This window comes from Clostridium formicaceticum, assembly GCF_001854185.1.
GTDB classification, from domain to species: Bacteria; Bacillota; Clostridia; order Peptostreptococcales; family Natronincolaceae; genus Andreesenella; species Andreesenella formicacetica.
Map to the genome: position 1 here is coordinate 3,501,541 of NZ_CP017603.1, position 12,869 is coordinate 3,514,409.

Sequence of the window (12,869 nt, forward strand, 5' to 3'; positions counted from 1 at the left end):
ACCTTTTAGTGAACAACTATTCTTGAATTGTGATATGTATTTGTATTTTCATCTATTATTATAGGGAGTATTTTCTCTTCTTATCATCTTCTAATTCTATAATAATCATATCATTGCCAATTTTTTTAACAGCTTCCCAAGGTATTTCCAATACAGAGTTATTAGAGAAAAAATTTAAGAAGTTTTTGTCATCTGGTATCAATAGAGCAACTATTTTTCCTGTTTTTTCATCAATTAATAAGTCAGACTCAGCAATAACACCTAAGCGACTTCCGTCACATAAATTTACAATTTCTTTACCTCCTATCGCACTGAATCTCATAGACTCCCTCCTCGTTTTACATTTATCCAACCTTGTCTTTATTTAAATATATTCTTTATCTTATAATATATTCTTTATCATTTATGATAAAATTTTTTATGATATATAAACTTGAAAATAAGGCTAGTTATTTAGCCTTATTGAGCACAAAATCTTTTTCTATTTTTCCTACGACGGTTGAAGCAACATGATCTAAATCAATAATTTCCTGAATAATTTCTTCAACGTCTTCCATCTTCACGGTATCAATTTTTTCAATAATTTCTTTAGGGCTATATATTTTATTTAGTAATAGTTCTGATTTCCCTATGGATGTCATTCTACTACTTGTACTTTCTAATCCTAAGATATAATTTCCTTTTAGCTGTTCTTTTGATTTATTCAACTCTGAAGAAGTCAGTCCCTTTGTACGAAGTTCTTCTAGCTCTTTATAAATTAATGCCGTTACTTCTTCCAGTAGGTGAGGACTCATGCCTCCATAAATCGTCAATAAACCTCCGCCTTTGTAATTTGAAGGGTATGAATAAATAGAATAAGCCAAACCCTTCTCTTCTCTAATATTTTGGAAGAGTCTAGAGCTCATGCTTCCTCCCAGTATATTATTGACAATTAGCAAAGGGTATAGTTTGCTCTGTCCCAAGGGGATACCTTTAAATCCTAAACAAAGATGTACCTGTTCGATATCCTTTGATTTTGAAACAGATTGAAAATTATATTGAAGGGGTTCCTGTTTTTTCGTTAGCTCCTCTGTTCTTTCCCATTGACCAAATTTCTTCTCAATCACTTTCAGGAGACTATCCTCGTCAAAGTTTCCTGCTACAGATATGACAGCATTATTAGCAGTATAGTATTTTTTCATATAATGAATAATCTCACTTCTACCTATTGGTTTAAGTGAATCATTGGTTCCTAATATAGGAAGACCTAAAGAACTGTTTTTAAAAATAGACTGATACAATAAGTCATGTGCTAAATCTTCCGGTGAATCTTCATACATACTAATTTCTTCGTATACAACACTTTTTTCTTTTTCTATATCTTCCTCATCGATTTTAGAGGAGAATAACATATCTGCTAAAAGGTCAAGAGCTAGTTCATAGTGGGTATCTAAGACTTTAGTATAATAACAAGTACATTCTTTACTGGTAAAGGCATTAATTTGCCCACCTATGCCATCAATGATTTCTGCTATTTCCTTCGCTGATTTTGTGGTGGTTCCCTTAAATAACATATGTTCTATAAAGTGTGAAATACCATTATTCGTAGCTGTTTCATATCTTGATCCTGTTTCAATCCAAACACCAATTGAAATGGACTTGACAAAGGGTATATGCTCTGTTACTACTCTTAAACCGTTATCTAGTGTATGTTTTTTGTACATTTTATCCTCCTATGTAACTGATTTTTCTTATTCATTATAATGTAGTTTAGCCATATATGCAACCTAATCCATTAAGACATCACTTACGCCTCCAACTTTAAGGTTTTTTCCCTGCAATTCATCTATAAGGGTAGGTAGTGCCTTTGCTGTTTCTGGCATAGGATGCATCAGTACAATAGCTCCCCGATGATTGGGTTTTTCTATCACTCTTTTTACAATAACATCCCTAGTACTTCCCTGTCGCCAGTCAATCGTATCAATAGACCATAATATGGTTTTATAACCTAATTCCTGTGCACTAATTAAAGTATATTCATTATAAGCTCCTGAAGGAGGTGCAAATAAAACTGGTTTTTTGTCACTATATTGCATGATAAGTTCTTCCGTTTGTTTTATTTGTTCCTTATTTTGGTCTAATGTCAGTTTGCTGTAATCAACATGTTGGTAGCCATGGCTGCCAATTTCATGTCCAGCCTTAACAATCTCTTGAAACATTTCTGGAAAGGCCTTCACCCATCTTCCAGTTACAAAAAAAGTGATTTTCACCTCTTTTTCTTTTAAAATAGCTAATATTTCTGGTATAACCTCATTGCCCCAGTCTACATTGCAAGCAAAGGCTATGTAATCACTATTTTCATTCCCTCTTTCGATGGGTCTATTCACTGTGGCATAATTCGTTGTTGTACTGGTAGCAGCTTTCCTATTATATAGTATTGTTCCTGTAATAATTATTATAAGTAATAAAATAACTGCAACGATTATACGAAGAAATTTTTTGTTCAAAATTACAATCATATACTTACCCCCTTTAAACAATGGTTTTGATAATATATTATTCCAAAATTTTAGAGTTATTCTATAGAAATAAAATTTCATAAAAAAAACATAAACCTTTATGGTTTATGCTTTCTTATGATCCTCTTGTTTTTTTTCTTTATTTACATTAGGTTTAGGTAATAAAGCTTTATGAGATAAGTTCACTTTACCTTGTTGGTCAATCTCCATTACTTTCACCTCAAGTTCTTGTCCCACTGCAAGAACATCCTCTACCTTATTCACTCTTTCATGGGCTAAATTAGAAATATGCACTAAGCCTTCTTTGCCAGGTAAAATCTCTACAAATGCACCGAAATTTGTTATTTTTACAACTTTTCCTTTGTAGACTTCTCCTATTTCTGGCTCTTTTACAATATTTTCAATGGTTTTTAGTGCTTTTTCTCCAGATTCTCTATTCTCAGAAACAATATAAATCGTACCGTCGTTCTCGATATCGATCTTAACACCAGTCTCTTCGATAATTTTATTGATGGTCTTTCCACCGGTACCAATAACATCTCTAATTTTATCTGGATTGATTTTCATGGTAAGTATTCTTGGCGCATAAGGTGAAAGTTCTTGGCGTGGTGTATCAATGATTTCCTTCATTTTTCCCATAATGTGTAGTCTTCCCACTCTTGCCTGTTCCAGTGCTCTTACCATAACTTCTTGATCCATGCCATGAATTTTAATATCTAATTGAATGGCAGTAATTCCCTTTTCGGTACCTGCAACTTTAAAGTCCATATCTCCTAAAAAGTCTTCCATCCCTAAAATATCCGATAGAATGGCTACTTCGTCATTTTCTTTGATTAATCCCATTGCTATACCTGCTACCATACTCTTAATAGGAACACCAGCATCTAATAGGGATAAGGTACTGCCGCATACACTAGCCATAGAGGAGGAACCATTAGAACCTAAAACCTCTGATACCAATCTTATTGTATAAGGGAATTCTTCTTGAGGTGGAATCATAGGTTCCAAAGCCCTCTCAGCTAAAGCACCATGTCCTATTTCACGTCTTCCAGGTCCCCGTAAAAATTTCACTTCACCAACACTATAGGGAGGAAAATTATAGTGGTGCATATACCTTTTAGACTGTTCTTCACCTAAGCCATCAAGAATTTGTACTTCCCCCAATGCTCCTAGAGTTGCAACATTCAAAACCTGTGTTTCTCCTCTAGTAAACAAAGCAGAACCATGGGTCTTAGGTAATACACTAACTTCGCAGGAAATAGGTCGAATTTCTTCCAAACCTCTATCGTCAGGTCTTTTTTTCTCCCTAAGAATCATACTTCTAAATTCATTCTTAACAATGCCTTCTAAGATCTGTTTTATATCCTTTAAATCATCTTCATATTTTTCAGCAAAATATTCTAAAGTTTCAGTTTTTACCGCATCAATTTTTTCATTGCGCTCTGTTTTATCCACAGTTTTTATAGCTTCTAATATTCTTGTTCCTACATATTCTTTTACTTCTTTTTCTAAAGCTTCATCTATCTCAAAGAGAATGACTTCTTGTTTTGCTTTTCCTACCTCAACAGCAATTTCTTCAATAAATGCCACAATTTTTTTGATTTCCTCGTGACCAAAGGCAACTGCATCCAACATCTGCTTCTCAGTTAATTCATTGGCACCAGCCTCGATCATCATAACAGCATCTTTTGTTCCTGAAACAATCAAGTCCAAGTCACTGATTTCCCTTTGTTTACTATTGGGATTAATCACATATTCCCCATCTACCATACCAACTCTTACAGAACCAGTAGGGCCGTAAAAAGGAATATCTGATATAGAAAGTGCAACAGAAGAACCAATCATAGCTACGATATCAGAAGAATAATCTTGATCCACTGATAGTACTGTTGCTATCACCTGTACCTCATTTCTATATCCTTTAGGAAATAAAGGTCTTATGGGCCTATCGATCAACCTTGAGGTCAGCACTGCTTTTTCTGATGGTCTTCCTTCTCTCTTTATAAAACCACCAGGAATTTTACCAACTGCATACAATCTTTCTTCATAGTCTACACTTAATGGAAAAAAGTCAATGCCCTCTCTTGGCGCCTGTGAAGCACAAGCATTTACCAAAACCGCTGTATCTCCATACTTTACTAAACATGAACCGTTAGATAACCGTGCTAGTCTTCCAACCTCTACTTCAAAAGAACTGCCAGCAATCTCCGTCTTAAAAGTTTTTATCATTACAGTATATTTCCTCCTTTCGTTATCAGCATCGCTTTATAGATAATCAACTATTTTATTACTTTTTGTCGTTGGTTGTCTACAGATGCTAATATACTACATGATTATTATTTCCTTTTATGTATAAATAAATTACTGTCTAGTTTATGTTATTTTTGAGTATTATGTAAATTAAACAATAGAGCGGGAAATCCCGCTCTATACTATTTTCTTAAGCCTAGTTTTTGAATAAGCTCTCTATACCTTTCTATGTTCTTTTCTTTAACATAGTTAAGTAAGTTTCTTCTTTTACCTACCATTTTCAAAAGACCTCTTCTAGAGTGGTGGTCTTTCTTATGCATCTTAAGATGGTCATTTAAGTGATTGATTCTTTCAGTTAATAATGCAATCTGAACCTCTGGTGAACCTGTATCACTATCATGTGTTTTGTACTCTCCTATAATAGACTGCTTTTTATCTTTTTCCATACTTTCACCTCCTTATTTATATCCCCTTATTCTAAGTAACTGTCGGTGAATCAAATTACCGAGAATAGGTTCTTTAACCTTAATCATTTTAGCACATTTAAACCATATTGTAAATGATTTTTTACTTGTTTTACATCTTCATTAATTTGTTTTACCAAGTCTTCTGGGCAAGAAAATTTTATCTCGCCCCTTAATCTTTTAACAAAATAAACTTCTATATATTCATGGTATAAATCACCGTGAAAGTCTATAATAAAGGTCTCAATAGAAGAAGTCTTGCCTTCAAAAGTAGGCTTTATACCTACTGAAGTAGCTCCTTTATAAAATTTTTCTCCAACCTTTACTAAAGTGGCATACACCCCTGCCTTTGGAATCAGTTGAAATGCATCAATAAAAATATTAGCTGTTGGAAACCCCAATAATTTTGTACCTCTAGCATCTCCATGAATCACCTTACTATGAAGAGAAAAGTATCTACCTAAAAACAAATTGACTTTTTCTATATCGCCATTTTTTAAGTATTGTCTTATATTAGAGCTACTGACTTTTTCTTCTTCTATCTTAACAGCATCAATAATACTTACTTTAAACCCGTGTTTTTCTCCAAGTTTTTTCAGTAGTAGAGGATCTCCCTTTGCCTTATGGCCGAAACGATAATCAAACCCTACCACCGCTTCCTTGCAGTTTAGTTCCTTTACTAATATCTCTTCCACGAATTCCTCTGGAGAAAGAGCCATCAACGCTTTATTAAATGCATCTAAAACCAGTAATTCAATTCCTAGATCTTCAAAAACTTTTTTCTTTTGATCTATGTTCGTAATATATTGTAAAGAACTTTTATTATTTATCACAGGCATTGTATGGCTCACGAAAGTATAAACACAGGATTGCAGATTTTTAAGCTTGCATCTTTGCAATAAATGGTGAATAAGTTTTTGATGACCTGTATGTACCCCGTCAAAGTTTCCTAGAGCTATACCTCTTTCGATTTTTTTATTGACTTCTTGATGATGATATATTACCTGCATAAGTACGCTCCTTTAAGCAAACAGCCTAGAAAATTTAACATATCGCTTTTTTTCACTGTCTTCTTTGATATTACCAATACCTATAAAGTTTTCCTCTACATAGATTCTTACTTCAGTTTCCATAGGAATGGAATAAAAGCTGTCTTTTATATATAGTTTATTGCCATTTAAAGCTGCTTTTTTATAGGCAGCATCAAAATCAATTTTAAGTATATGACTTAAGGGAAAGTCAATGGGCTTAAGATAGGCTTCAACATCCTCTGTTTGTTGGAGTTCTTCTAATGTAATTGCAGAGCCTATGTCAAAGTTATGGGTGGCTGTGCGTAGTAAAAAGGACATAACACCTCCACAACCTAATATCTTTCCAATATCATGACATAAGGTCCTAATATAAGTTCCTTTGGAACAGACCACGTCAAATAAAACTTTCTCTCCCATCATACGAATAATGTTTATTTGATGGATTTGTACTTTTCTAGCTTCACGACTTATTTCTATTCCTTGTCTTGCCAACTCATATAATTTTTTGCCCTTTACTTTTAACGCTGAGTACATGGGAGGCGTTTGATAATATTCTCCAACAAAGCTTAAGATAGTTTTTTCTATTTCATCGGAAGAAAGCTTTACAACCTTCTTCTCTATCGTATTGCCATAAATATCTTGTGTATCTGTTTCAATGCCTAAGGTTAATTCAGCTCTATATTGCTTTGTACTATCCAATAAAAACTGAGAAATTTTTGTAGCTTGTCCGATACATATGGGTAAAACCCCAGCTGCATTGGGGTCTAAAGTTCCTGTGTGTCCTACTTTTTTTATCTTTGTTTTTTTTCTTACCCTAGCTACTACATCATGGGAAGTCATTCCTGGAGGTTTTAAAATATTTAAAATACCCTTCAAGTCATCACCAACCTAAGTCCATTGTTATTTGCTCTTCAAGTTTTTTCCTTACTTCTTCTATGGTACCTTCTATGGTGGCTCCTGAGGCTTTTTTATGGCCTCCACCACCAAATTTCCCTGCCAGTAGGCTTACATCTATATCCTTTTTAGCTCTAAAGCCTACTTTTACTTCCCCGCCTGCACTTTCTTTCAATAATATCGCTATCTCTATTCCTTGAATATCTCTTGCATAGTTAATCACACCATCTACATCACTGGAAAGAACATTAAACTTTTTCAATAGTTCTTCAGGTATTGCTATGATTGCTACCTTTCCATCAAAACCTATCTCCATATGATTTAACACATGGGCAAGAAATCGCACACTATTTAAAGGCTTATTCTGATACAAGTGATAAGAAATTTTATGAAGATCTATGTGAAATCCCATCAGTTCAGCAGCCACCTGATGGGTATAGGCGGTGGTATTATCATAAACAAAATTACCTGTATCAGTGGCAATACCAGTGTATAAGCAGGTTGCTATATCTACATCCAATGCAAGTCCAAAGTCCTTCAATAGATTATATACTATTTCACAGGTTGAAGAGGCTTCTGTATCTAGAAGGTTTATATCTCCGAAGGCTGTATTGCTTATATGATGATCAATATTGATGATCTTCTTACTTCTTTTTAAGATGACCTCGCTATAGCCTAAACGCTTTTCGTCTCCACAATCTAATACAAAACAAAAGTCAAAATCCTGTTGACAATCTTCTCTGTAGGCTTCAACCTGCTGATATCCTGGTAAAAACTTGTATTTTTCAGGAAACAAATCATTTCTAAAAATATAAACCCCCTGACACAGTTTTTTCATTGCCAGCCCTAAAGCGATTAGAGAACCTAAACTATCCCCATCAGGGGATACGTGAGATAATATAGCAACTTTGCTATGTGTATCTAATAAAGATAAAGGATTATTCCTCATTTGCTTCATTGTTTTCTTCCTCTTGATGATTTTGTTCCTGACTTATCTTAGAAATTTTATGGTACATGTCTATGCCTTTTTCAATAGACTCATCTAATTTAAAAATAATTTCAGGGGTATATCTGGTTTTGATTTTTTTTCCAACTTCTCTTCTTACATAGCCAGCCGATTTTTCTAGCGCTTTTATTGTCTCTTGCTTTTCTGTCTCGTTCCCTAGAACGCTTATATAAACAGTTCCATACCTTAAATCTCTCGTGACATCCACAGCAATAATACTTGTCAAAGGTGATATTCTAGGATCCCTCAGTTCATTTCTAATAATATCACTGATATATTTTTTCATTTCTTCGTTTAGTCTACTTACTCTAGGATATGCCAAGGTCTCCCTCATCCTTTCTTCTTTATCTTTTAATTTCCTGCATTTGATAAGCTTCTATAATATCCCCTTCTTTTAGATCATTAAAGTTATCAATGCCGATACCACACTCGTATCCGGTAGCTACCTCTTTCGCATCATCTTTAAATCTTTTTAATGATCCTATCACACCATCGTGAATAACAATACCATCTCTTACCAATCTAATTTTAGCATTTCTTAAAATTTTACCTTCGATTACATAACAACCGCCAATCGTACCAATGTTAGGGACTTTAAAGGTTGCTCTAACTTCTGCTTTTCCTAGTTCTACTTCTTTATATTCAGGGTCTAACATACCTTCAATAGCTGCCTCAATGTCCTCTAGCGCATTATAGATAATTCTATAGCTTCTTACATCTACATCTTCCTTCTTGGCTAAAGCCGTTGCACTAGAAGTAGGTCTAACATTAAATCCAATAATAATGGCATTAGAAGCTGAAGCCAGCATCACATCAGATTCTGTAATGGCACCTACCCCCCCATGGATGGCTTTAATAACCACCTTTTCAGTAGAAAGTTTTTCAATTGACTGTTTTACTGCTTCCACAGAACCCTGTACATCTGCCTTAATAATAAGATTTAGCTCTTTAATGGCTCCTTGCTGTACCTGGCTATAGAGAGCATCTAAAGAAATTTTTTGACTCTTCTTCATTTGTTCTTCTTTTACTTTATCTATTCGCTTATTAGCAATCTCCTTAGCAGTCTTATCGTCTTCTACAACAATCATCTGATCTCCCGCTTCCGGTACTTCAGAAAACCCTGTGATTTCCACAGCAGTAGAAGGAAAAGCCTGTTTTACCCGTTTCCCTTTATCATTTACCATAGCTCTTATTCTACCAAAGGTTGTACCTATAACTACAGAATCTCCAACCTTCAAAGTACCGTTCTGTACAAGAACTGTAGCCACGGGACCTCTGCCTTTATCCAGTTCTGCTTCAATAACAGTTCCTATAGCACTACGATTAGGGTTTGCCTTTAGTTCTTCCATTTCTGCTACCAATAGAATCATTTCTAACAAAGTGTCTATATTCGTTCCTTTAAGCGCCGAGACAGGTACGCTAATAACATCTCCGCCCCACTCTTCTATAATCACACCATGGTCAGATAACTCTTGTTTTACTCTGTCAGGGTTAGCCCCCTCTTTATCCATTTTATTGATGGCAACGATAATTGGTACACCTGCAGCCTTTGCATGATTGATTGCTTCTACGGTTTGTGGCATCACCCCATCATCAGCTGCCACTACCAAAATAGCGATATCCGTTACCTTTGCTCCTCTTGCCCTCATTGTTGTAAATGCCTCGTGACCTGGTGTATCTAAAAATACAATTTTATTACCGTCAATCACTACTTCAGAAGCTCCTATATGTTGTGTAATCCCCCCAGCTTCCTTTTCCGTTACATGGGTCTCTCTAATAGCATCTAACAAAGAAGTTTTACCATGATCAACATGCCCCATCACGGTTACTACTGGCGGCCTAGGCCTCAAATCTTCTTCTTTATCAACTGGAATAAATAAATCTGTATCTTCTTCTTGTATTTCTACATTTTTTTCGATCTCTATTTCAAACTCACTAGCAATACTTTTAGCGGTTTCGAAATCGATCTCTTGATTAATAGAAGCCATGACCCCTATCTTAATTAACTTTCCTATAACTTCAGTAGGACTTTTTTGAATTTTTTCTGCAAAATCTTTAACAATAATTTTCTCTTCTATTTGTATCACTTGTTCACCTTTTTCTTCCATAGTATTGTGTTCTTCTTTCTTAAAAGCATCGGTATTCTTTTTGTTTTTTTTGTTATTGTCCACTTTATCTACAACTGGTTTTTTTTCTTTATTTATAACCTTAGGTTCTTTATTTATAACCTTAGGTTCTTTATTTATAACCTTAGGTTCTTTTTCTATAACTTTTGTTTCTTTATTATCTTCTTTTTTATTATAGGATGGTTTTTCTTGAGGTTCACTTGATGTTTCTTCAGTAAATAGCTCTAGCAATAGCTTTGCATCATCATCTTCTATGGTACTCATATGATTTCCTACTTCTACCGATAACTCCTTCATCTTTTCGATTAATTCTTTGCTACTGACTTTTAGTTGTTTTGCCAATTGATATACCCTTACTTTTGACAAAGTAATCACCCCCTAAATTAAATCTAGTCCCTATAAATATACACCTACCAATTTTAATATACTAAGGGCATATATCTATATGATTCATACAGTTTAAAAGCACCGTTGCAAGCTTTTTATCTTTTATACCGATGGTAGCTCTGGAAGTTTTTCCGATACAATGTCCTAACGCATCTTTTGTACCCATGAATTTTAAAGGTACATTGTAGTAGCTGCATTTGTCAGAAAACACTTTTTTTGTGTTATTAGAAGCATCTTCCGCAACAATCACTAGGTATAAACTCTTTTTCAGTTCCTTTTTGCAGGTTTCTTCTCCAGATACAATATTGCCAGCCCTCATAGCCAATCCTAACAAATTGCTAATTTTACTGTCCACCATCACTAATCTCCTTAATAAGTTTTTCATAAACTTCATCAGGTATTTCTGATTGAAATGCACGATTCAGGGCTTTTGATTTTTTTATCTTTTCAAAACAATCTTTATTGTTACAAATATAAGCACCTCTACCATGGGCCTTTCCTGTAAGATCTACATTGATTTCCCCCTGCTTATTACAAACAATTCTAATTAGTTCTTTTTTTCCCTTCATCTCATTACATCCTACACATTTTCTTAGTGGAATTTTTCTTACCTTCATAGGTTCACCACCTTTAGTCAGCAGATTTTACTTGACTTTCACTTTTGATATCTATTTTCCAGCCGGTTAATTTTGCCGCTAACCTCGCATTTTGGCCTTCTTTACCAATAGCTAAAGAAAGCTGATAATCAGGAACAACAACCTTTGCTGTTTTATTTTCAACACTAACATCTGTAGATAGCACTTTTGCCGGACTTAAAGAACTGGCTATAAACACACTGGGATCTTCACTATATTTAATAATATCAATTTTTTCTCCCCTTAACTCATCTACAATTGCCTGCACTCTTGTGCCCTTTGGGCCAACGCATGCTCCAACAGCATCTACATTAGGATCCTTTGATTCTACAGCAATTTTTGTTCTAGAACCTGCCTCTCTGGAAATACTTTTAATTTCTACCACACCTTCATGAATCTCTGGTACTTCTAGCTCAAATAATCTTTTAATAAGTCCTGGATGTGTTCTAGAAACTAATACCTGCGGCCCCTTTGTGGTTTTTTTCACCTCCACAATATAGGTTTTGATTCTTTCTCCATGTTTATATTCTTCATTAGGTATTTGTTCTGTAGGACTCAAGGTTGCCTCTGTTTTCCCTAAATTCACATAAACAATGCCCTTTGCTACTCTAGCTATGGTGCCAGTAATGATATCAGACTCTCTATTAATAAACTCTTCATATACCACACCGCGTTCAGCTTCCCGTATCCTTTGAACAACTACCTGTTTTGCAGTCTGAGCCGCTATTCTTCCAAAATTCCTAGGTGTTACTTCTCTTTCTATAATGTCCTCTACTTCGTAATTTCTATCAATTTCCTTTGCTTCTTCTAAACTGATTTCTAGCAAATCATCTTCAACATCTTCTACTACTCTTTTTTGTGAATAAACATGGACTTCGCCGGTTTCTCTATTAATTTCTATTCTTACATTTTGTGCTGAGCCAAAGTTTCTTTTATAACTTGAGATTAATGCAGCTTCAATTGCATCGATTAGTATTTCCTTCGAGATACCCTTATCTTTTTGGATTTGCTCTAGAGCTTCTATAAACTCTGTATTCATTATTATACCCCCTAAAATTTAATAGCCAACTTCGTAATCGCAACTTTTTCTTTAGGTATCTCCACTAAACCTATGTCAGCTGTATTTATCTTAATTTTATTGTCCTCTAAACCAATAAGTTCACCTTCAAAAATCTTTTTATTATCAATAGCTTCATATAGCTTTACTTCTACATTTTCACCTTTGAACTTTTCAAAGTCACTATCTTTTTTTAGTGGTCGATCTAAACCTGGCGAAGAAATTTCTAAAAAATAGTTTTCTTCGATGGGATCTAACGCATCTAATTTCTCACTCAATTGTTCACTGACTTTTTGGCAATCGTCCAATGTGATTCCCTCTGGTTTGTCAATATACACTCTTAAATATTTATGGGGTCCTTCTTTTTTAAATTCAATATCCACTAGTTCAAAGTTTTCATTTTCCAGAATTGGGCTTACCAATTCTTCAGTTATTTTTTCTACACTGACCTTCCCCATTTTATAACCTCCCTAATATTTAGTTTTAAATTATACTTGTATATTTTGTAATTTTTTTTAGAA

The 12,869-nt window shown here is 34.4% G+C and carries 14 protein-coding genes; all 14 read right to left on the reverse strand.

Features of this window, described 5'->3' with window-relative positions:
• Positions 1-58: 58 nt before the first annotated feature.
• Entirely contained in the window at positions 59-322 is a 264-nt protein-coding gene (locus BJL90_RS16275; protein WP_070970387.1) for a YlmC/YmxH family sporulation protein, read from the reverse strand.
• Between the two features lie 127 nt (positions 323-449).
• A complete protein-coding gene (locus BJL90_RS16280) occupies positions 450-1,703 on the reverse strand; it encodes a M16 family metallopeptidase (protein WP_070970389.1) in 1,254 nt (417 codons plus the stop codon).
• A gap of 63 nt (positions 1,704-1,766) precedes the next feature.
• Positions 1,767-2,498: a polysaccharide deacetylase family protein gene (locus BJL90_RS16285; protein WP_070970392.1), complete on the reverse strand. Its 732-nt coding sequence runs from the start codon at positions 2,496-2,498 to the stop codon at positions 1,767-1,769.
• 105 nt (positions 2,499-2,603) lie between these two features.
• Entirely contained in the window at positions 2,604-4,727 is a 2,124-nt protein-coding gene (locus BJL90_RS16290; protein ID WP_070970396.1) for a polyribonucleotide nucleotidyltransferase, read from the reverse strand.
• A gap of 203 nt (positions 4,728-4,930) precedes the next feature.
• Entirely contained in the window at positions 4,931-5,194 is a 264-nt protein-coding gene (gene rpsO, locus BJL90_RS16295; RefSeq protein WP_070970399.1) for a 30S ribosomal protein S15, read from the reverse strand.
• A gap of 83 nt (positions 5,195-5,277) precedes the next feature.
• Entirely contained in the window at positions 5,278-6,222 is a 945-nt protein-coding gene (locus tag BJL90_RS16300; protein WP_070970401.1) for a bifunctional riboflavin kinase/FAD synthetase, read from the reverse strand.
• A 12-nt stretch (positions 6,223-6,234) separates the two neighbouring features.
• Positions 6,235-7,119 carry a tRNA pseudouridine(55) synthase TruB gene (gene truB, locus BJL90_RS16305; protein WP_070970403.1) on the reverse strand — a complete coding sequence of 295 codons (885 nt, stop codon included), beginning with the start codon at positions 7,117-7,119 and terminating at the stop codon, positions 6,235-6,237.
• A 4-nt stretch (positions 7,120-7,123) separates the two neighbouring features.
• Complete coding sequence (locus BJL90_RS16310) at positions 7,124-8,095, reverse strand: DHH family phosphoesterase (protein WP_081562052.1); 972 nt, start codon at positions 8,093-8,095, stop codon at positions 7,124-7,126.
• Positions 8,076-8,465 (reverse strand): 30S ribosome-binding factor RbfA, encoded by a 390-nt coding sequence (rbfA, locus tag BJL90_RS16315; protein WP_070970406.1) that lies wholly within the window; start codon positions 8,463-8,465, stop codon positions 8,076-8,078. Before rbfA ends, BJL90_RS16310 begins: the two co-directional genes overlap by 20 nt.
• A gap of 22 nt (positions 8,466-8,487) precedes the next feature.
• Positions 8,488-10,635 (reverse strand): translation initiation factor IF-2, encoded by a 2,148-nt coding sequence (gene infB / locus BJL90_RS16320; protein ID WP_070970408.1) that lies wholly within the window; start codon positions 10,633-10,635, stop codon positions 8,488-8,490.
• 61 nt (positions 10,636-10,696) lie between these two features.
• The gene (locus BJL90_RS16325; RefSeq protein WP_070970411.1) at positions 10,697-11,014 is read right to left on the reverse strand and encodes a L7Ae/L30e/S12e/Gadd45 family ribosomal protein; all 318 of its coding nucleotides are present in this window, start codon (positions 11,012-11,014) and stop codon (positions 10,697-10,699) included.
• Positions 11,001-11,273 (reverse strand): RNase P modulator RnpM, encoded by a 273-nt coding sequence (gene rnpM / locus BJL90_RS16330; protein WP_070970414.1) that lies wholly within the window; start codon positions 11,271-11,273, stop codon positions 11,001-11,003. The genes BJL90_RS16325 and rnpM overlap by 14 nt, the downstream gene beginning before the upstream one ends.
• A 13-nt stretch (positions 11,274-11,286) precedes the next feature.
• Positions 11,287-12,330: a transcription termination factor NusA gene (nusA, locus tag BJL90_RS16335; protein ID WP_070970416.1), complete on the reverse strand. Its 1,044-nt coding sequence runs from the start codon at positions 12,328-12,330 to the stop codon at positions 11,287-11,289.
• 11 nt (positions 12,331-12,341) lie between these two features.
• Positions 12,342-12,806: a ribosome maturation factor RimP gene (gene rimP / locus BJL90_RS16340; RefSeq protein ID WP_070970419.1), complete on the reverse strand. Its 465-nt coding sequence runs from the start codon at positions 12,804-12,806 to the stop codon at positions 12,342-12,344.
• Positions 12,807-12,869 lie beyond the last annotated feature (63 nt).

Bases quoted from the DNA above. Each gene is read 5' to 3' on its own strand.
- nusA (WP_070970416.1), bottom strand. From the start codon at position 12,330: ATGAATACAGAGTTTATAGAAGCTCTAGAGCAAATCCAAAAAGATAAG.
- BJL90_RS16285 (WP_070970392.1), bottom strand. From the start codon at position 2,498: ATGATTGTAATTTTGAACAAAAAATTTCTTCGTATAATCGTTGCAGTT.
- rpsO (WP_070970399.1), bottom strand. From the start codon at position 5,194: ATGGAAAAAGATAAAAAGCAGTCTATTATAGGAGAGTACAAAACACAT.
- BJL90_RS16290 (WP_070970396.1), bottom strand. From the start codon at position 4,727: ATGATAAAAACTTTTAAGACGGAGATTGCTGGCAGTTCTTTTGAAGTA.
- BJL90_RS16310 (WP_081562052.1), bottom strand. From the start codon at position 8,095: ATGAAGCAAATGAGGAATAATCCTTTATCTTTATTAGATACACATAGC.
- BJL90_RS16275 (WP_070970387.1), bottom strand. From the start codon at position 322: ATGAGATTCAGTGCGATAGGAGGTAAAGAAATTGTAAATTTATGTGAC.
- BJL90_RS16280 (WP_070970389.1), bottom strand. From the start codon at position 1,703: ATGTACAAAAAACATACACTAGATAACGGTTTAAGAGTAGTAACAGAG.
- rnpM (WP_070970414.1), bottom strand. From the start codon at position 11,273: ATGAAGGTAAGAAAAATTCCACTAAGAAAATGTGTAGGATGTAATGAG.
- BJL90_RS16300 (WP_070970401.1), bottom strand. From the start codon at position 6,222: ATGCAGGTAATATATCATCATCAAGAAGTCAATAAAAAAATCGAAAGA.
- rimP (WP_070970419.1), bottom strand. From the start codon at position 12,806: ATGGGGAAGGTCAGTGTAGAAAAAATAACTGAAGAATTGGTAAGCCCA.
- BJL90_RS16325 (WP_070970411.1), bottom strand. From the start codon at position 11,014: ATGGTGGACAGTAAAATTAGCAATTTGTTAGGATTGGCTATGAGGGCT.